Genomic DNA, 19,537 nt, shown 5'->3' with positions numbered 1-19,537 from the left:
TCTCTATGAAGATGCACTTAATGTTTATTAAACTAACCGCCAAGACGCCAAGAACGCCAAGAATAAAAGAGTAAATATTAAGTGCAAGTTTACAGAGAATTGGTATTATAATCAGGACTTACGCAACGAGATCCTTCGTTATGGGAGGGTATAAGGGGGTAAAAGTGTAGGGCGGTGTGCGAGGAAATGTACGCGAGATGGTGCATTTGCCAACATGAAACAGCCAGGGCACTCAGCTATCGATTATACTCTCAAGCAAGACCAAAATTTTTGTTGTTCAATTGTCGTTCAATAGTTGGAGGACGGCACCTTTCCCTGCCATGCTTAATGTATGAAAGGAATTCTGCCGTAATTTGTGATGAATCTACCCACCTCAAGTCGTTTACAATTTACACCTGATTTAAACATTTGTCGGGTTTTAAATGGAATGTGGCAAGTCTCTGGTGCGCATGGACGCATTGATCCAAAAGCCGCTATTCAAAGTATGTTCAAATATGTGGATGCAGGCTTTACAACATGGGATTTAGCAGACCATTATGGACCAGCAGAAGATTTTATTGGTGAGTTTCGCCGTCAATTGATTGCAACTCGTGGTAAAGAAGCTTTATCCAATATTCAAGCCTTTACGAAATGGGTACCTCGTCCTACCAAGATGACCAGAGAATTGGTTGAAGAAAACATCAATGTTTCATTGAGAAGGATGGACGTTGAATCTTTAGATTTGATGCAATTTCACTGGTGGGAATACCGGGATAAAAATTATCTAGATGCCCTCAAATATATGGCAGAACTGCAAACAGAGGGAAAAATTAAACATTTAGCTTTGACTAATTTTGATACGGAACATTTGCAAATTATTACAGATGCTGGCATCAAAATAGTATCTAATCAAGTGCAATTTTCTCTGGTTGATCGTCGTCCAGAAGTGAATATGATTCCGTTTTGTCAACAGCACGACATAAAACTTTTCACATATGGCACAGTTTGCGGTGGTTTGTTATCTGAAAAGTACTTAGGTAAACCGGAACCACGAGGGTTTGACTTAACCACTGCCAGCTTGAGAAAATACAAAAATATGATAGATGGTTGGGGTGGTTGGAGACTTTTTCAAGAATTACTTTCTACCCTAAAAGAAATAGCTGACAAATACAATGTCAGTATCTCCAATGTGGCAGTGCGTTATATTTTGGAGCAGCCAACTGTTGCAGGTGTGATTGTGGGTGCAAGGCTTGGCGCATCTGAACATATACAAGACAATACCAGAGTTTTTAACTTCACACTGGATGCTGAGGATTTCAATCAAATAAATGCTGTATCTAGCAAATCACGGGATTTGTATAAGTTAATTGGTGACTGCGGGGATGAATATCGGCGCTGAGGATTTTCTTGTAAGGCTTCGACAGCTTGACTGAGACTTCGCCGAACGTCCGAACAGTATAGCAGTGTACATGAGGAGAAAAGTAACCGTGAATTACTGTCTTTCCCCTACACCCCTATCCCCCTACACCCCTAATTTGTTGACTCGTTCCCAAGGTGGGGAAACCTCTACCACCTTGATCCCGACTGCGACTTCCATTGATTTGTTAGACTGAACACACAAAGGACTGTTCAGTTAATTCTCTGGTAACGCCAGCTTTTTGAGGCTACTGATGCTTACAAGTACTCTACTTCTGTCCAAACAACTCCCAACCTTACAATACTCCTTCACACCAGAGCGATTTGATGAATCTTGGGAAGCACCCCTGTCTACGCTTTTGGGACTGGGACGTGCTGCTGGTGCTGATTTTATTGAATTCTTTTTAGAACGTGTCAACTATATTAGCTGCTTAGCAGAGGAAGACGCCATCACCAGCATTACACCGCGTCTTTCTACGGGTGCAGGAGTCAGAGTATTTCGTGGCAAAGCTGACTGCTACGTTAGCACGAACGACCTTTCCTTTTCTGGTTTGAAAGCAGCTTTGGAAAAAGGTCTTTCTATTCTAGGATTGCAACTTCCTGCTCCTAATGCTTTCATCCCAGAAATAAATCTGGAACTATTGCGAGATTATGCTAGCAAAAGAGGTAAAGATAGCTGGCTACCTCTGTGCACTTCCATGCGGGACATGGGAGATGTTCTCCTTGAAAGTACTACCCAACTACAGCAAAAAGCAAGTCATGTACAATCGCGCCGCGCCACCTATTTCCGTGATTGGCAAGAAGTGCTAGTCGCCGCTAGTGATGGTACCTTTGCTCGCGATATTCGCCTCACTCAGTCGGTCGCACTTATGCTGTTATGTGCTGACGGTGCTAATCGCGCTTCCCTCGCCGAACGTGGTGGTAACACTAGTGATCCCAATTTCCTGAAAGCTTGGGATCATAAACAAGCGGCAGAGCAAATCGCAGAATCAGCAGGCAAAATGCTCTACGCTGATTATGTAGAATCAGGCACTTACCCCATCATCATGGCAAATCACTTCGGTGGGGTTATCTTCCACGAAGCCTGCGGACACCTGTTGGAAACCACTCAAATTGAACGCAAAACCACTCCCTTTGCTGACAAAAAAGGTGAAAAAATTGCCCACGAAGCTTTGACAGCTTGGGATGAAGGACGAACCGAAAACGCCTTCGGCACAATTGATATGGACGACGAAGGTATGCCAGTTCAAAGAACGCTATTAATTGAAAAAGGCGTTTTAAAGAACTTCTTGGCAGATAGAACAGGTTCAGTACGCACTGGACACCCCAGAACAGGTAGTGGACGCCGCCAGAGTTTTGGTTATGCTGCTGCTAGCCGGATGCGTAACACCTACATTGCTCCTGGCGAATATAGCACTGATGATTTATTTGCTTCTATAGATAAAGGTATTTACTGTAAGAAGATGGGCGGTGGTAGCGTTGGTGCTACAGGGCAATTTAACTTTGGTGTAGATGAAGCTTATTTGATTGAAAATGGCAAAATCACCAAGCCACTCAAAGGAGCTATCTTGATTGGTGAAGCGAAGGAAATTATGAATAAAATTTCCATGTGTTCTCAAGATTTATCCCTTGCTCCTGGTTTTTGTGGTTCTGTTAGTGGCAGTATTTACACAACAGTAGGACAACCACACATCAAGGTTGATTCGATTACCGTAGGTGGACGCTAATTCGTTCCCACCCCCTTAACTCGTTTAACTCGTTCCCAGGTTCTACCTGGGAATGCCCTTGTATGTGGCTCCGCCACACGATACCAGGAGGCAGAGCCTCCTGTAATACACTCCCAGGTAGAACCTGGAAGCGAGAGAGCGAGAGAGTGAGAAAACACGTGAATTTAAAATTGACGAACTATGCCAAACATCAGTGAAATTGCAAATTATGCCAAGGAAAGTGCTGGTAAACTTGGCATCAAAAAATTCGATATCTATGGCTCAACAGCAGATGGAACAAGTGTGCAAGTGGATCAAGGTGAGCCGAAACAAGTAAAAGCTTCTAATCTTTCTGGTGTCACCGTTCGTGTTTGGAATGAAGACAACACGATGGGTGTCACAAGCACAACCGATGTAGATCCCAAAGGACTTGAATTAGCTTTAAAAACAGCTTACGAAGCAAGTTTTTTTGGTGTAAAAGAAAACGTCCCTGATTTTAGCCCAGAGTCTACGGTTCCCCTGGATAATTCATCACACGACAAAGCACCCCAAGCACCTGTTTCTGATCTGATAGAAAGTTTGTTAGCTGCTGAAAAAGAAGTCCTCGCCGCTCATTCTGCGATCATTGGAGTCCCTTATAATAGTTTGTCGCAAAGAGATTTTGACAGATTTTATCTCAACAGCGATGGTGCGATGAGAACTGAATCTGGCTCAACATCGTCGATTTTTCTTTATAGCAAAACTGAGGAAGATGGAAAGAAACCTCGCAGTGGTGGCGCTTTTAGAATTAGCAAAGGTTTAGATCATCTAGATATCAATGGTTGCATCAAAGAAACTGCAGAGAAAACTATCAGCCACTTGAATTATGAAAAAATCAAGACTGGGAAATATCGAGTTGTTTTCTCTCCAGATGCTTTCTTGAGTTTATTGGGTGCTTTTTCTAACTTGTTTAATGCTCAAAGTATTCTGGACAAGCAAAGTTTATCTACCCCTGATGATTTAGGAAAGGAAATTGCTGTTCCGCTGCTTTCAGTGTACGATGACGCATTACATCCAGCAAACATCGGTGCAGAAACTTTTGATGGTGAAGGAACTCCCACCCGCAAAGTTTCGTTAATTGAAAATGGCGTTTTAACAGGCTTTCTCCACAGTGCAGGTACTGCAAAAAGGATGAACGCTCAGCCGACAGGTAACGCTAATATTGGTGCAAAAGTCTCTGTCAGTCCGAATTTCTATCATGTTTTTGCAGCCGCACCTGGTGAGGTGGAATTGAGTTTGGAAACAGCAGAAAATGTCGTTTTTATTGATGAGCTACAAGCTCTGCACGCAGGTGTGAAAGCTTTACAAGGTTCCTTTTCTCTACCATTTGATGGCTGGCTTGTCAACAAAGGTGTTAAGACAAGCATTGAGTCTGCAACAGTTGCTGGAGATTTTCTCGAAGTCCTCAAATCAATTACTTTTATCGAAAAAGAACCAGAGTTGACTCCTGGAGGTGTATGTCCCAAAATCTGGGTTGATGAACTCTCGATTACTGGAGACTAAGATATCGCAAGAGTTTTAGGATTGTTGCTTAAATATAGCTTGATCCTAATACTGTTCAGTTAAGAACAATTGTACGTTGGGTTTCGTATTTGTGGAATCCAACGAATTCTCATTTAAACACAAATCAAAAGTTGGAAGTTAGAAGTGGCAAGTCTCAAATCTTGCACCCAGAAAAATTGATGGTATTTAGTCACTCAGTATTAAATCAAAAGTTCTTTATTTAGGGACAAAACCTAAGAAAAATTATCTAACTTTCCCTTGCATCTTTTTAGGTTGTACGGTTTTCTACAAATATCTGCAAGATATGAGCCTCCAACTAGGGGTTAAGAGCGCTAGCAACATAATTCGCGAAACTAAATCCCCCTTCTTAAAACAGTTATCAGTTATCAGTTATCAGTGAGCCAGCGCTATGCAGGAGGGTCTCCCGACCTAGGCGACTGCGTAAGCGCAAGCGCACGAATCGAGCGTTGCAAGAGCGTCTGTGCAGGAGATACGCGTAAGCGTGTCCCTTTGGGACTTACAAAGTAGCGTCTTTGCAGGAGATACCCGAAGGGTTATCAAGTTAAGGGGAGTCAAGAAATCGCTGACTCTGTTCACTGTTCACTGTTCACTGTTAAGCGTTCCCCTATATTGGATACGTGTTTGAGACAAGACGGGAGTCAGCAATATCACGGATTAGTGGAGTTCTAGAGCCAATATAATCATATAATGCACAGACTTCCTCGCCAGTCAGCAGCATTTTTGCGGCAATTTGTTTTAGGAGCAGCCTGATTAACGCTGTATCTGTAAGGTTAAGCAGCTCGGTGCTTGAGGTATTCTCAATTACAGACCAAGTCAAATACAGCATTGAAGAGTTGACAAACATTGCCCTGTACCCCTGTGCGAAAAATTTTATATTTTATTTATATTGTTTCATCCGGATTGCTCTGTCTCGATCTTTTTGTAAAATAATTTAATACTTTTTTTAGATTTGCTTAATGCTTTGATTGATCAGTCAAGCTAAGAGCGCGTCTAAAATCACTACTACCCATTACCGCGAGGTTTTATGAATCATTATCTTGAACCCATTCATTTTTCTGGTTCAATTCAGCCTCATGGTATTCTTTTGGTGCTCAGTGAGCCTGAGCTTACAGTTGTTTGCGTGAGCGCTAATATCCAGGAGCAGTTTGGCATTTCTGAAGATTTGCTTAATCAATCCTTAAGTACGCTGCTTGATGTCCAAGTTGTTGATGCAATTAGACAGAGTTTGCACTTAATTGACAGTGCTAGTCCCATAAAACTTCAAGAATCCATCTTGGTAAGTGAGCGTTCTTTTAACGGTTTAGTTCATCGAACAGAGAATTTCATCATCCTTGAGTTAGAACCAACATTACCGTTAGGTTTATTTAGTGTACCTGCTTTCGTGCGAAGAGCGTTCACCCCTGTGGGGTGCGTCCGAAGGACGATCGCCAAACTACGACAAGTATCGACCAGTCACGAATTTCTTCACTTGTTAACTCAAGAAATTCGTAGAATCACTGAATTTGACCGAGTCATGGTCTATCAATTTGACCAACACGAAGCAGGTACTGTGATGGCGGAGGCAAAGCGGGATGACTTACCCTCCTATCTGGGGTTGCACTATCCTGCGACAGATATTCCAGAGCAAGTTCGGGCGTTATATGCACGCGGTTTGCTGCGATTTATTCCTGATTTAACAGCACAGTCGATTTCGTTAGTAGCGGCTTCTCATCCGTTGATGCAACAACCCGTTGATCTTAGCCTTGCAATTCTTCGGGGCGTTGATTCCTGCTGCGTTGAATATCATCAAAACATGGGCGTAGCAGCTATTTTAGTTATCGCGTTGATTCACAATCAAAAGCTTTGGGGATTAATTTCTTGTCATCATCAAACACCCAAGTATCTTTCTTACGAAACCCGCGAAGCCTGCGAGTTGTTGGGGGAATTTGTGTCGTTGGAATTAGCCAAGAAAGTCAATTCTGAAGAACTCGACTACATTATCAAACTTAGATCCTTGCAATCGGAGTTTGTTGAATCTATTTCTCAAGTCGATAATCTTAAAGAAGCTCTTGTCAATCCCGCCCCTCGACTTTTAGATTTAGTAAATGCCACAGGAGCTGCTATCTGTTTGGAAGATGAAATTACGCTGGTTGGAGTAACGCCAACGATTGAGCAGGTTAGCGTTCTGATTCAATGGGCAGATACTCAAGTCAAGGATGCCCTGTTTCATACCGATTCGCTCCCAAAGCTTTATCCAGAAGCTGTTGTGTTCAAAGATGTTGCCAGTGGCTTAGTGCTGCTGCAAATTTCTAAAGTCCGACGGTATTACATCCTCTGGTTTCGCCCGGAAGTTCTGCAAACAGTAAACTGGGCAGGTGATCCGAATGCATCTATAACGGTTAAGGAAGATGGCAGTATAACTTTATCTCCCCGCCAATCGTTTGAAAAATGGCAAGAAACCGTTCGATTAACTTCCTTACCCTGGAAAGCGTGTGAATTGGATCAGGCGCTGGATCTTAGGAGTGCGATCGTTGGTATTGTTCTTAATAAAGCAGATGAGTTAGCCCGAATTAACCAGGAATTAGAGCGCACCAACCAGGAGCTAGATTCTTTTAGCTATGCTGCCTCTCATGATCTCAAGGAACCCTTGCGAGGTATTCATAATTACTCGATGCTGTTGTTGAAAGGTTATGAGTCGGTGCTGGATGAGGTGGGTAAAAACCGCTTACAAACCTTAATCCGTCTGACTCGTCGCATGGAGTCGCTGATCGATGTTCTGCTCAAGTTCTCGCGACTCGGACAAGCGGAACTCCATCTTGTACCTACAGATCTTAACCAATTAGTCAACCAAGTGCTTGAGGATTTAGGCGTCAGCCATCAAGACATTCAACCTGATATTCGCATTCCCCGACTGTTGCCTACGGTTGTGTGTGATCCTGTCCTGATCAACGAAGTGTTCATGAACCTGCTCAGCAACGCCTTTAAGTATAACGATAAACCAGAACAATGGATTTCGATTGGTTATTTGGACAAAGAAGGAACACGCGATTGGGAACAACACGAAAGAGGGAGAATTTTCCCTCACTCTCCCACTCCCTCACTCTCTGACTCCCGAATCACTTTCTACGTACAGGATAACGGCATTGGTATTCGAGCACGACATCTCGAAACCATCTTCCGATTGTTTAAACGGCTGCACGAGCAAAATCTGTATGGTGGCGGTACAGGGGCAGGATTGACAATTACCAAAAAGATTATCGAGCGTCACGGTGGACAAATTTGGGTGGAGTCTACCGTAGGTATGGGATCTACATTTTATTTTATTTTGTGATCATTTCTCTTTTATAATTTTTGTTAATTTATGTAAACAAAAATAACATCAAGTTTTAATGACACGAATGATGACAAAGCAGTGCTGCCCTTTACTAATCGCTGAAGATAGTGATGAGGATTTTGAGGTGCTGCAAGTGCTCATGGAGCAAATGGATGTTCAAAATCCGATATACCGGTGTACAAACGGAGATAAAGTTTTAGATTTCCTTTATAAAGAAGGCGACTATGATAATCTAGATGTTGCACCACGTCCCTCCGTCATCCTGCTCGACTTAAATTTACCAGGCACCGATGGTCGCGATGTGCTAGAGCAACTTAAGCAAGACCAGAATTTTAAGGAAATCCCAATTATTGTGTTTACGACATCCTCAAACCCGAGAGATGTTGAATTCTGTTATGAAAAAGGGGCAAATGGCTATCTCATCAAACCAATAGACTCTAGTGAACTGGAGAAAACAGTTCAGGCATTTGTGAACTACTGGTTGCAAGTCAACACACCACCAACTTCAAAATCGGCACGTGCGAAGAAACACGCTTAACGCTTAACGCTTAACGCTTAACAGGGAATGGTGTTTCTTCATATATTGCTAGAGATTAAGAGCGCTAGTTAGCAAAACCCCTAAGCCTTTATAAACAAGAAATTTCACGTTTCTCGTTGAGAGGATTTGATATGATTAGGACTATTAAAAGAAAATTTTCCACTCTTTGTTTTAGATTTTCTTTATAATTGAAAACTTGTGGCTTTCACACCAGGCAAAGAGATTGCTTTGTTTTCCTCTTATGTCAGACGTCTGGACACTCCTAATCACCGATGACTGTATGGAGGATCGAGAAGTTTATCGTGAATATCTTTTAAGCGATCCTCACCATTCCTACCAGATTTTAGAAGCATCCTCGGCAGAGTCAGGGCTTGCGCTTTGCCAGAAAAAACATTGCGATGCGATTCTGCTCGACTTTTGCCTTCCTGATATGAGCGGGCTAGAGTTTTTGGATGAACTCAAGCTGCAACGATTAGATTCCCCGCTCCCTGTGATTATGTTAACTGGACAAGGTGATGAACGCGTTGCTGTACAAGCGATGAAGCGGGGTGCTCAGGATTACCTGGTGAAGAAAGATATAGAACCAGATGTCCTGCAAATGACTGTTCGCAATGTGATTCAACACTCACAGCAGCAAAACCAGCTCAGTAAAAGACACCAACCTCAGCAATTAACAGCAGCGGTGATAAGCCCAAGGCTAGACGCTACACGTATCGCCCTGCGGATTCGTCAGTCACTAAACCTGGAGCAAATCTTGCAGACGACTGTCACACAAGTGCAACAACTGCTGTTATGCGACAGTGTGACAATATACCAGGTTAGCCCAAATTCAGACACTCACGAAATAACGGAATCCGCAAAGCCCTATCTGACAAAGCTTTGTGAGGCTGGGGTAAGTAGCTTATCCGCAGAACCCATTCAGCAATTTACCGCTTTGCTTCTCAAAAATAACCAATCCAATCTTTGGGAAATAGGAAAAGCAACCACAAAAGCGCAAGGTGAAGCGTCAATCATCGTTTCGCACAATCGGAAAAAGGCGACTCAGGCATATTTGCTCGTTCCCATTTTAGTGAAAGAGCAAGACGAATTATCTGCCAGAGTTTGGGGATTATTAGTTGCTTGTCAAGATTCTAAAGTACGACAATGGCAGACGGATGAAGTAGAGATTTTCAATCAATTGGCTGGAGATTTGGCGATCGCCATTCAACAAGCCCAACAGCTAACCCAGGCTTTGGTGGCTCTAGAGAACGAAAAGCAACTCAATGCCTTTAAATCCCAATTTGTCGCTACAGTTTCTCACGAATATCGAAATCCCTTAGCCTCCATCCTTCTGGCTGCGTCAACACTCTTGCAACATAGCAATCAGCTGCATCAGACTAAACACCAGCAGTTCTTGCAATTGATTGAAGATAAGGCAAGACAAATGACTAAACTGGTAGACGACTTGCTGATGATTTCCACATTTGAATTCGGCAAAGCAAGGTTTACGCCATATCCATTTGAACTGCTGCAATTTTGCTCAGACATCATTGAAGAACAGCGACAGATCATTAGCGATGATCGCCATCAATTAACGTTCAAAATCACAGGTAACACTAGGGGTTTTTGGGGCGATCAAAAACTTTTGCGGGCAATTCTGGTTAACTTACTGTCGAACGCGATCAAGTACTCGCCAGATGGTGGCAATATTGAAGTTCACCTCATGGGGAATGATTCACACGCCATTTTTGATGTCAAAGATCAAGGAATTGGCATACCTATTGAGGATCAACAACACTTGTTTGAATCATTCAGTCGAGGAAGTAACGTTGGCGCAATTCCCGGAACCGGCTTAGGATTAGCTATTGTCAAAGCTTGCATCGAGTTGCATGGCGGCGAAATTAGAGTAGAAAGCCAACAAGGGCAAGGAACAAAAGTAACTGTCAGTTTACCGAAGAATTGTACAAAGGGAGGGAACAGTGAACAGTGAACAGTGAACAGAGCAATTTTTGTAGGGGAGCCAGTGCGTTGGAGAGCCAGCGCTGCAGAGAGAAGTGCCTTGCGCGGGTTCCCCGCGTTGTGGCAACTTCGGAGAGGGTCTCCCTCCGTAGGCGTCTGGCGTCCGGGTTTCCCGGCTTGGAGCATCTGGTGAGACCAGCGCTGCAGGAGGGTTTCCCTCCGTAGGCGACTGGCGAACCCGAAGGGCGTTGGGCACTGTTTAGCGTTCGCTCAAACCCTTATTTTGACGTTGTGGACAGTGCCCACCTTGAATCATTTAGGATTGCTATATGATCTTTTTATAAATTATGGTATCCACTCTATTTATATGACAAACTTAAAAAAATGGAAGCTTTTACACTCCAAAATGGTTTTGGATAATTACTGGTGCAAAGTCAGGCAAGATGAAATAGAATTGCCTAATGGTCAAATTATAGATGATTATTTCGTCAATGTCAGACCAGAAATTACTCTAATTTTACCTATCACTAGTACCAAAGAAATTGTTTTTGTGCGGCAATATAGGCATGCAGTGGGTGAATTTTTGTTAGAACTCCCTGCTGGCTTATTCAACCCAACACAAGAAAGTGCTGAAGCCGCAGCCATCAGAGAAATGCAAGAGGAAACTGGCTATATTGCACAAAAAGTCACAAAAATAGCAACACTATATGATAACCCTAGTAAAGATACAAATAATATACATTTATTTTTAGCAGAAAATGTGATAAAGTCCGGAGAAAAAAAGTTAGATATTACAGAAGAAATAGAAGTTGTTCTGATTCCAGTAGAATCAGTTAGAGAGAAAATCATTCAAGGTGAAATTTCTGTTTCTGGAACTGTTGCGGCGATTTCCTTGGGGCTAAATTTTCTAGATTGATTTTGAGGGTTATTTTCATCCACTAAACACCAGCTAATCGCCTGTGTCAAGAAAGCATTACGAACAGTCCGATTAATAAAACTTAAGTAATCGTCAATTTCTTCGTAAAGGTCGAGTTCGTGTTCTTCATCCGAAGTCAGTGGAGAACTTTGTTGTTTTGTCAAGAGTTCTTCAATGCGATTTTGTACAGTACTAGAAGCTCGAAAGATAGGAATTCCCTCAACTAATTCGATGCGAACTGCACCTTCAATTGGGAGACTATGGAGCAAGTTTTGTAATTTTGGTGGGAGTAACATTGTCGTAGTTTTCGTCTTTATAATAGCGATCGCTCTTGTTTATAGTCATATCTCAACCCAATCCCAAATGCAATTTCAATTACGCCTAGCCTGTCTTTTAGGCATTAATGCAAAGCACCTGCTTCTCTGGGGCATCGCCTGAATATATTGACAAGTAAACTAATTAATGCATAAGACAATCGCTAAGGCTTTGCTGATATTTTGCATTTGCTCATCTGACACAATTCCTAGTTGACGAACTAATCTTTGCTGCGAGATGGAACGTACTTGAAATGTATCCGCAGCAGAAGGCTTACTTAAACCATTTTCAGCATTAGGTTCTAATCGAACCATCCACAAGACTCCAGTAAAAGCATCATTCCATCCAGTAATTGGTACAACAACTTTCAGCCGTAATGTGCCAATTTCATCATTGTTAACAATAATTGCGGGGCGGGTTTTGCCAATTTCGTCTCCAACAGTGGGGTCAGAATTAAAAAGCCAAATTTGACCTCTACGCATAATCTTCATATTCATAGAAGTCTTCTGTATCCCGATCAGCGAAAATCACTAACTCACTTCCTTGTTCGTAAAAAGAACGCATGACAACAGCCGCTTCAGCTAAACTCAGTTCTTTTTGAAGAGGAACTTTCGATTTTGTAGTGATTTCTTGACGAATTAACTTTGATGCGATTTCAATGACTTCCAAACGTTCTTCAGTCGTCATGTTTTTCAGGGCTGCCAAGACTTCTGCTTTGGTCATAACTAATATTTTTCTTAGATGCTAGCACGCTCGTCATGGCGCGTTAAGTGAACCACAGCGAATGCGATGCCCCATAGGGGTACGTGCGCTTTGGGTTCAGTACACATCATCATGAGAACCCAAAGTTAACAACAAAATTTCTTCTTCTCCTGAATCTGAGTTATTAACAAACTGAAATAAAATACGATTGCTATAGTCAATAGAACACGACCATATACCATCTAAATCACCTTTAAGTTTGTGACTGTGTAAACTGGGAGAAAAAGGATCTTCAGATAGTTTTTGTAGTGTTTCCTCTACTTGAGAACGTAATTGTGGATTTTGACGTACTAAACGTTTAAACGCACGAACAAATGCAGAACTCCAAACTAAAATTTTCAATCTTCTAACTCCCCCATCAAATCTTCAACAGAACCTCGCCGCACGTTTCCCTGTTCATAATCATGTTGTGCTTGTGCAACTTCCTTTAACAACTCATTTCGTCTCTGTTGATTGAGGCGCTTGGTAATAATATCTATCAGCAAAATTTGAGCATCTATATCTAATGCTTCTACTGCTTCAATGACTTTTTGCAATGTAGATGTTTTTTCTATCATACTCGTAATGAATTGGGGAATAAGTCTAATTTAACAGAGTCACTCACTGCACAAGGAGCGATTGCCTACGGCAGAGCTACGCTTAACGCCAAAAATGATTGCTCCACGCGATCGCCCTTCGGGGGCTACCTTTGCAAGCGATCGCCTTTGGTAATATCATGTCCAGCTAGTTAGTTACGATATGTCATTGCGAGTGGAACGAAGACAAGCGTTGCAATCCCAAACCCCTGCGATCGCCAAAAATGATTCCTGTGCTCCCTGCTCCCTGCTCCCTGCTCCCTGCTCCCTGCTCCCTTCTCCCTGCTCCCTTCCCCCTTCCCCCTCCTCCTATTTCTTCACCCGACACACCCACAACCTCTCCCGCGCCTCTGGATCGGAAGCAAAATAATCCTGTAGCCAGTCGCAACCCCGCGCCAGCAAATCATCCAACCCGCCAACCCGCCACACCTTGGCTGTGTTGTCAAATGATGCAGTGACAATGCGTTGACCATCCGGGCTAAATCCTGCAAGATGGACATAGCTCCGATGCCCTTTGAGGGTAGCAAGCAGCTTACCATTTGTATCCCACACCTTGGCTGTGTTGTCAAATGATGCAGTGACAATGCGTTGACCATCCCGGCTAAATCCTGCACTTGTAACCTCTTTCTGATGCCCTTTGAGTTCAGCAAGCAACTTGCCATTTGTATCCCACACCTTGGCGGTGCCGTCAACTGATGCAGTGACAATGTGTTGACGATCCGGGCTAAATTCTGCACTGATGACCGAGTCCTGATGCCCTTTGAGTTCAGCAAGCAGCTGACCATTTGTATCCCACACCTTGGCTGTCTTGTCAGCAGATGCAGTGACAATGCGTTGACCATCCGGGCTAAATTCTGCACTGGTGACCGAGTCCTGATGCCCTTTGAGGGTAGCAAGCTGGTTACCATTTGTATCCCACACCTTGACTGTCTTGTCAGCAGATGCAGTGACAATGCGTTGACCATCCCGGCTAAATCCTGCACTGGTGACCGAGTCCTGATGCCCTTTGAGGTTAGCAACTAGCTTACCATTTGTATTCCACACCTTGGCTGTCTTGTCAGTTGATGCAGTGACAATGCGTTGACCATCCCGGCTAAATCCTGCACTGATGATCGAGTCCTGATGCCCTTTGAGGTTAGCAACCACCTTACCATTTGTATCCCACACCCTGGCTGTGCGGTCACGTGATGCAGTGACAATCCATTGACCATCCCGGCTAAATCCTGCACTGATGATCGAGTCCTGATGCCCTTTGAGTTCAGCAAGCTCTTTACCATTTGTATACCACACCTTGGCTGTCTTGTCAGCTGATGCAGTGACAATGCGTTGACCATCCCGGCTAAATCCTGCACTTATGATCGAGTCCTGATGCCCTTTGAGATCAGCAAGCTCTTTACCATTTGTGTCCCACACCTTGGCTGTGCCGTCAAATGATGCAGTGACAATGCGTTGACCATCCGGGCTAAATTCTGCACTGTTGACCGTGTCCTGATGCCCTTTGAGGTTAGCAACCAGGTTACCATTTGTATCCCACACCTTGGCTGTCTTGTCCCATGATGCAGTGACAATCCATTGACCATCCGGGCTAAATTCTGCACTGTTAACCGTGTCCGGATGCCCTATGAGTTCAGCAAGCTCTTTACCATTTGTAGTCCACACCCTGGCTGTCTTGTCACGTGATGCAGTGACAATGCGTTGACCATCCGGGCTAAATTCTGCACTGTTAACCGAGTCCTGATGCCCTTTAAGGTCAGCAAGCAGCTTACCATTTGTATTCCACACCTTGGCTGTGCCGTCAAATGATGCAGTGACAATGCGTTGACCATCCGGGCTAAATCCTGCGCTGATGACCCAGGACTGATGCCCTTTGAGTTCAGCAAGCAGCCTACCATAATTCCACACCTTAGCTGTCTTGTCAGCTGATGCAGTGACAATGCGTTGACCATCCGGGCTAAATCCTGCGCTGATGACCCTGGACTGATGCCCTTTGAGTTCAGCAATCAGGTTACCATTTGTATCCCACACCTTGGCTGTGCCGTCAAATGATGCAGTGACAATGCGTTGACCATCCGGGCTAAATCCTGCACTCCTGACCTCGTTCTGATGCCCTTTGAGGTCAGCAAGCTGCTTACCATTTGTATCCCACACCTTGGCTGTGTTGTCAACTGATGCAGTGACAATGCGTTGACCATCCGGGCTAAATCCTGCACTTATGACCTTGTTCTGATGCCCTTTGAGTTGCGTCCGTTCGTGGATATTGTCAACAATTGTTTGTAAAGCGAGGATGGGACTAGCAGCAGGATATTTTTCTAAAGGGCGTCCATCCTTCACCAGTTCTTTCAACTTTTGTCCGGCATCCATCGCCGCTAGTAGTGCTTCTATTTCTTGATATTCAAACTGTCTTAAAGCTGCAACCCCTGCTCTTTCTAACTCCGTGCCTTCTTGTGCGACTTTGGCTTCTATCAATGCCTGCGCCCTTTCTTGTTGTGCTTGCTTCAGGTTAATTTGCGCCTGCGCGAATTCATACTGTAGACTAGCAGAGATAAATTGATAATCTTGATTGCTTAAACTTCTACCTTCAGCCCATGCCAAAGCATCGTGTAAGTCTTGCCCGTGTAATAAATGTGCAGAATCTTGGTTAGAATTCAACCAAGCATCAAAAACCGTAGCATAGAATTCTGGACGGAGATTTCTTAGCTTTTGATTAACCCAATTGGAATTAAAAATTGACTCGTAAATGCGGTTATAAACTTTTAAATGTCCCTGCTGTTCTACTACCAGCCCAGACAACCGTAAGTCTATTTGTTCTGGAGTATCAGCCGCACTGATTCCCCCAAACCCTCCTTGATAAGGTGAGGTCAAAATTTGCTGATAGATTGCCAACAACCTACCTGTCCTCTGTCCGCCTCCTCGTAAAATTCGGTCACGAATCGTTTTTAAATGCTCAGGTTCATCCTGAGATTCCCAATTAGAAATGACTCTAGTTTGCACCAACTCCTCTACCCACTCAGCAACCCTATCCTTTGGAATAGCAGTATCAGCATCAAGAATCATCTGGCAAAGTTTTTGAGTCAGAAAAGGTTGCCCTCCTGTCCAATCCAAAATTGCTGCCATCGCTGTTTTTGGATTATTCGTTTTCACCGCCAAACCGCCCGCTAACGGTTTAGCTTCCTGTAACTGAAAACCAGTGAGTTGAATCGCTCTACCAATATTAAAAGGTGTGCGGCGTTTATCTTGAATCAAATCACTGGGAGTGGCAACTCCAAGCAGCGCAAAAGTGAGTCGTTGATAATTTGGTTTTGTCGCTCGATTGTTATAGCATTCTCGAATCAGAGCGAAAAAATCATCTCTTTCAAATTTCAAACTCAAAACACTGTCAATTTCATCAACAAAAATTACAATATTTTTAGAAACCAACTGCAATAACACAGTTTCAATAAACTTGCTTAATCGGTTCACTGGAGACAGCAAACCTTCATTTGACCACCAAGTATTTAAATCAAAGTTTTCGTAGAGTTCCAGACTATTGATAATAGCATTAATTATCCCCGCATACCATTGTTCAGAAGTGAGTTCCGCAGTGCCAATGCTTGTAATATCAATATCAACACAGGCAAAACCCTCCGCCTGCAACCTTCGCATCGTTCGTATCTTCAGGCTAGACTTGCCCATTTGTCGGGAGTTGAGGACATAGCAGAATTCTCCTGCCTTCAACGCTGTGTAGAAGTCAACATCTGCCTGTCGCTGCACATAAGTGGGAGCATCATTTGGCAGACTGCCCCCAACTTGATATTTATATGATTGGTGAAATTGTTGATTCATTTGGATGTCTTTTTTTAAATTTTTTATAGATTAGTTAGATACTGATTCTCTTAAGAGAATCCTAGAGAAATTGGAGAAGATTTCTAGCAAAAACCTCACCCTCGCTTGAATCGGCGCTAAAATCTTTCCCTCTCCTTAATAAGGAGAGCCAGTGCGTTGCGGAGCCAGTGCTGCAGGAGGGTTTCCCTCCGTAGGCATCTGGCGTTGGGGTTCCCCCCGTTGTAGCATCTGGCGTGAGGGATGCCCGACAGGGCAGGGTGAGGTGTAAGTCATGAATGCAACACGCATATTAATTTTCTTTTCCTTGTTCTCAGTCTCTGAGAACGAGAAAAGCTTAAAGAGCTAACCAACAATATCTTCTTTTTCATAGGGATCAGACTCATCAAATTATGCACTTAGGGGACTATATGGAAAAAATGGCACTTTTATCGCTTACAGATTTGATGTCTCTGCCGCTAGAGGAGGCAGAGCCTCCCGATAGTGCATTCCCAGCCAGAGACTGGGAACGAGAAAAAATCTTTCCCTCTTTTTCCCTCTCCTTCATAAGGAGAGGGATGCCCGAAGGGCAGGGTGAGGTATAAATCATGAATGCAAAGGATGGGTAGGGTGCTAAACTCATAAATTCCCCCCCAAATGTTCCCGAAAATATAACCGATATAAATCACATAAAGGCATAACATCATTACCTTGAAACTTGACTAACCCCATACTGCGTAACTTAAACGCCAAACCCGTCTCTACCCGTACTGGATGAGTCGCAGCAACAACTTGTTTGATAGCAGCAACTAACTTCCTATCCTCTTGTAAATTCCTCAAATGCCTACGCAAATGATCATTGTAAAAACCTTCTTCCGTAGGAGCAATTTTTAATAATTGCGACAAGCTAATTCTGCCACGAGCAATTTCATGAAGTGCTTTCCTAACTAAATAAGGATGTCCTCCTAACATTGCCATGAGTTGGTTGATTTCTTCTTGCGTCCAAGTCAACTTGTGTCGTTGCACCAAATCCTGCACTTGTGAGGAATTGAACTCTGGTAATTCAATTGGCAATCCCACATTAAACGGTGACTGATTAATGTTCAAAGGAATATAAACTTCCTTGGAATGCACAATCACCAAGCGTAGTTTTTTCCAAGTTTCTTTATTCTTAGATGTTTCATGCCAAGCGCGTAGTAAGCCAAAAAATTCTGAGGCGACTTGCGGATATTGAAAAACTTGATCCACCTCATCCAAACCCAATACGATTGGATTATGAATTTCTGAAAGCAAGTATCTTTGAAAGTAGTTTGTACACTTATCCTTGCTACCCAAAACACCTTGCCAATATTCAGTGAGCTTATTTTCAAGATTCAACTCCTGAGCAATGCTGCCACAAAACCACTGCAAGAACTTATCCAGACTGGTGAAAAATTCTGCATCTGCTGATTGAAAGTTCAAGTATGCAGTTTGACAACCATGCTGCTTCCCATCAGCAAGAACACGTGTCAAAAGTGAAGTCTTACCCATTTGCCGGGGTGCTTTAATCCGAATCAGCGCCCCTGGTTGTAAAATTGTTTCGTAACAATCAGCCTCAGTGGGTGGACGTTCTACATAAAAAGCAGATTGCAAGCTAACTTGTCCTTCTGGTTGTTCAAAACTCCCAAAAGTAGAAGGTGGTTTGGGAGTAATAATATTTGGTGCTTGAGGATTGTTAGGTGTACTTTCACCAAACAACTGCCGAAAGAATTGCCAAATCTTTTGGACAATTGGAGTTTCAGCATCTGGCTTAGGAGAAATTGGGGTAACTTTTGGTGGTAGTGGTTGAACAAGTGTTGACGTTTGAGAGATATTTAAGTATTGCTGCAAGGCTTGCAAAGCAAGAGTCGCATTTTGATAACGCTGACGATAGTCGTTGCGCACCATCGTATCTAAAATTTGCGCAAAACTGGGGCTAATATTAATCTTGTCTGGAAACAAAGCACAATACAATTCACCATTATTGGCATCTCGTGGTAACTGTTTAGGGTGTAACCCAGTCAATGCACCAAAACCAATCATTCCCACCGCGTAGATATCGCTACTGAACTGGGGACGAGAATAGTGTTGTTCGATAGGCACATAGCCAGGAGTACCAATTGGTACTGTCAGGCTACTTTCACCTTGAGGGTTGACTTTCAAAGCACTGATTTCCTTAACTGCCCCAAAGTCAATCAACACTATTTTTCCATCTTTGCTCCGCCGCATTAAATTCTGTGGCTTAATATCTCGGTGGATGACGTTTTGTTGATGAACAAATGCCAAAACTTCCAAGATATCCTTCAAAAGTTTAAAGACGACTTGCTCATCCTTGGATTTGCCCAGAATAATTTCTTTTGTCAAGTCATGCCCATCAATGAATTCCTGAACTAAGTAAAATTCCCCCTTTTCTTCAAAGTGGGCGAACAATCTGGGAATTTGGCTGTGTGCATTGCCTAACCGATATAGAGTTTGTGCTTCTGTCTCGAATAACCTTTTGGCGATCGCCAAAACAGCAGAACTTGAGTCTTTTGGTTTAAGATGTTTGACGACACACTGAGGTTGTCCTGGTAAATCTAAATCACCAGCCAAGTAAGTATCACCAAAACCCCCACCCCCCAGACATTGGAATATTTTGTATCGATTACGGAGTGTTACGCCAATTAGATGACTCATTTCGTATCTCCTATCTCCTATCTT

15 protein-coding genes are annotated in these 19,537 nt (G+C 43.2%); 7 read left to right on the top strand and 8 right to left on the bottom strand.

Annotated features, from left to right (window positions below; translation table 11 throughout):
- The first annotated feature begins 358 nt into the window (after window positions 1-358).
- The 7 genes from DP114_RS23370 (at window position 359) to DP114_RS23340 (ending at window position 11,369) form a co-directional block, all read left to right on the top strand.
- Window positions 359-1,378 (top strand): aldo/keto reductase, encoded by a 1,020-nt coding sequence (locus DP114_RS23370; RefSeq protein WP_171977254.1) that lies wholly within the window; start codon window positions 359-361, stop codon window positions 1,376-1,378.
- 271 nt (window positions 1,379-1,649) lie between these two features.
- On the top strand, window positions 1,650-3,122 hold the full coding sequence (locus DP114_RS23365; protein WP_171977253.1) for a TldD/PmbA family protein: 1,473 nt from the start codon (window positions 1,650-1,652) through the stop codon (window positions 3,120-3,122).
- A gap of 180 nt (window positions 3,123-3,302) precedes the next feature.
- Window positions 3,303-4,643, top strand: coding sequence for a TldD/PmbA family protein (locus DP114_RS23360; protein WP_171977252.1), 1,341 nt, complete (start codon window positions 3,303-3,305; stop codon window positions 4,641-4,643).
- Window positions 4,644-5,688: 1,045 nt separating this feature from the next.
- Entirely contained in the window at window positions 5,689-7,974 is a 2,286-nt protein-coding gene (locus DP114_RS23355) for an ATP-binding protein (protein ID WP_171977251.1), read from the top strand.
- Window positions 7,975-8,041: 67 nt separating this feature from the next.
- Window positions 8,042-8,515, top strand: a complete 474-nt coding sequence (locus tag DP114_RS23350) for a response regulator (RefSeq protein WP_171977250.1) — start codon at window positions 8,042-8,044, stop codon at window positions 8,513-8,515.
- A 241-nt stretch (window positions 8,516-8,756) separates the two neighbouring features.
- The gene (locus tag DP114_RS23345; RefSeq protein WP_171977249.1) at window positions 8,757-10,484 is read left to right on the top strand and encodes a hybrid sensor histidine kinase/response regulator; all 1,728 of its coding nucleotides are present in this window, start codon (window positions 8,757-8,759) and stop codon (window positions 10,482-10,484) included.
- 336 nt (window positions 10,485-10,820) lie between these two features.
- On the top strand, window positions 10,821-11,369 hold the full coding sequence (locus DP114_RS23340) for an NUDIX hydrolase (protein WP_171978279.1): 549 nt from the start codon (window positions 10,821-10,823) through the stop codon (window positions 11,367-11,369).
- Here DP114_RS23340 and DP114_RS23335 read toward each other — a convergent pair.
- From DP114_RS23335 to DP114_RS35270, 8 genes are all read right to left on the bottom strand, one after another.
- Complete coding sequence (locus DP114_RS23335) at window positions 11,303-11,665, bottom strand: hypothetical protein (protein WP_370469276.1); 363 nt, start codon at window positions 11,663-11,665, stop codon at window positions 11,303-11,305. The genes DP114_RS23340 and DP114_RS23335 overlap by 67 nt on opposite strands.
- Window positions 11,666-11,824: 159 nt before the next feature.
- Window positions 11,825-12,181, bottom strand: coding sequence for a type II toxin-antitoxin system PemK/MazF family toxin (locus tag DP114_RS23330; protein ID WP_246162696.1), 357 nt, complete (start codon window positions 12,179-12,181; stop codon window positions 11,825-11,827).
- Window positions 12,159-12,407, bottom strand: coding sequence for a hypothetical protein (locus tag DP114_RS23325; protein WP_171977248.1), 249 nt, complete (start codon window positions 12,405-12,407; stop codon window positions 12,159-12,161). Before DP114_RS23325 ends, DP114_RS23330 begins: the two co-directional genes overlap by 23 nt.
- Before the next feature lie 96 nt (window positions 12,408-12,503).
- Entirely contained in the window at window positions 12,504-12,788 is a 285-nt protein-coding gene (locus DP114_RS23320; RefSeq protein WP_169268946.1) for a type II toxin-antitoxin system RelE/ParE family toxin, read from the bottom strand.
- Window positions 12,785-13,003, bottom strand: coding sequence for a hypothetical protein (locus DP114_RS23315; protein ID WP_169268947.1), 219 nt, complete (start codon window positions 13,001-13,003; stop codon window positions 12,785-12,787). The genes DP114_RS23320 and DP114_RS23315 overlap by 4 nt, the downstream gene beginning before the upstream one ends.
- Window positions 13,004-13,330: 327 nt before the next feature.
- Window positions 13,331-16,843: an AAA-like domain-containing protein gene (locus tag DP114_RS23310; protein ID WP_172195269.1), complete on the bottom strand. Its 3,513-nt coding sequence runs from the start codon at window positions 16,841-16,843 to the stop codon at window positions 13,331-13,333.
- 135 nt (window positions 16,844-16,978) lie between these two features.
- Window positions 16,979-17,131 carry a hypothetical protein gene (locus DP114_RS23305; RefSeq protein WP_169264733.1) on the bottom strand — a complete coding sequence of 51 codons (153 nt, stop codon included), beginning with the start codon at window positions 17,129-17,131 and terminating at the stop codon, window positions 16,979-16,981.
- A gap of 327 nt (window positions 17,132-17,458) precedes the next feature.
- Window positions 17,459-19,513: an AAA-like domain-containing protein gene (locus tag DP114_RS35270; protein WP_171977247.1), complete on the bottom strand. Its 2,055-nt coding sequence runs from the start codon at window positions 19,511-19,513 to the stop codon at window positions 17,459-17,461.
- Window positions 19,514-19,537: the final 24 nt, after the last annotated feature.

This window comes from Brasilonema sennae CENA114 (assembly GCF_006968745.1).
Classification (GTDB): domain Bacteria; phylum Cyanobacteriota; class Cyanobacteriia; order Cyanobacteriales; family Nostocaceae; genus Brasilonema; species Brasilonema sennae.
This window is presented reverse-complemented; position numbering and strand designations above follow the sequence as displayed.

Coding starts and splice junctions, on each gene's coding strand:
- DP114_RS23315 (WP_169268947.1), bottom strand. CDS start 13,003: ATGATAGAAAAAACATCTACATTGCAAAAAGTCATTGAAGCAGTAGAA.
- DP114_RS23340 (WP_171978279.1), top strand. CDS start 10,821: ATGACAAACTTAAAAAAATGGAAGCTTTTACACTCCAAAATGGTTTTG.
- DP114_RS23350 (WP_171977250.1), top strand. CDS start 8,042: ATGATGACAAAGCAGTGCTGCCCTTTACTAATCGCTGAAGATAGTGAT.
- DP114_RS23360 (WP_171977252.1), top strand. CDS start 3,303: ATGCCAAACATCAGTGAAATTGCAAATTATGCCAAGGAAAGTGCTGGT.
- DP114_RS23365 (WP_171977253.1), top strand. CDS start 1,650: ATGCTTACAAGTACTCTACTTCTGTCCAAACAACTCCCAACCTTACAA.
- DP114_RS23345 (WP_171977249.1), top strand. CDS start 8,757: ATGTCAGACGTCTGGACACTCCTAATCACCGATGACTGTATGGAGGAT.
- DP114_RS23330 (WP_246162696.1), bottom strand. CDS start 12,181: ATGAATATGAAGATTATGCGTAGAGGTCAAATTTGGCTTTTTAATTCT.
- DP114_RS23310 (WP_172195269.1), bottom strand. CDS start 16,843: ATGAATCAACAATTTCACCAATCATATAAATATCAAGTTGGGGGCAGT.
- DP114_RS23355 (WP_171977251.1), top strand. CDS start 5,689: ATGAATCATTATCTTGAACCCATTCATTTTTCTGGTTCAATTCAGCCT.
- DP114_RS23335 (WP_370469276.1), bottom strand. CDS start 11,665: ATGTTACTCCCACCAAAATTACAAAACTTGCTCCATAGTCTCCCAATT.
- DP114_RS23370 (WP_171977254.1), top strand. CDS start 359: ATGAATCTACCCACCTCAAGTCGTTTACAATTTACACCTGATTTAAAC.
- DP114_RS23305 (WP_169264733.1), bottom strand. CDS start 17,131: ATGCGTGTTGCATTCATGACTTACACCTCACCCTGCCCTGTCGGGCAT.
- DP114_RS35270 (WP_171977247.1), bottom strand. CDS start 19,513: ATGAGTCATCTAATTGGCGTAACACTCCGTAATCGATACAAAATATTC.
- DP114_RS23325 (WP_171977248.1), bottom strand. CDS start 12,407: ATGACCAAAGCAGAAGTCTTGGCAGCCCTGAAAAACATGACGACTGAA.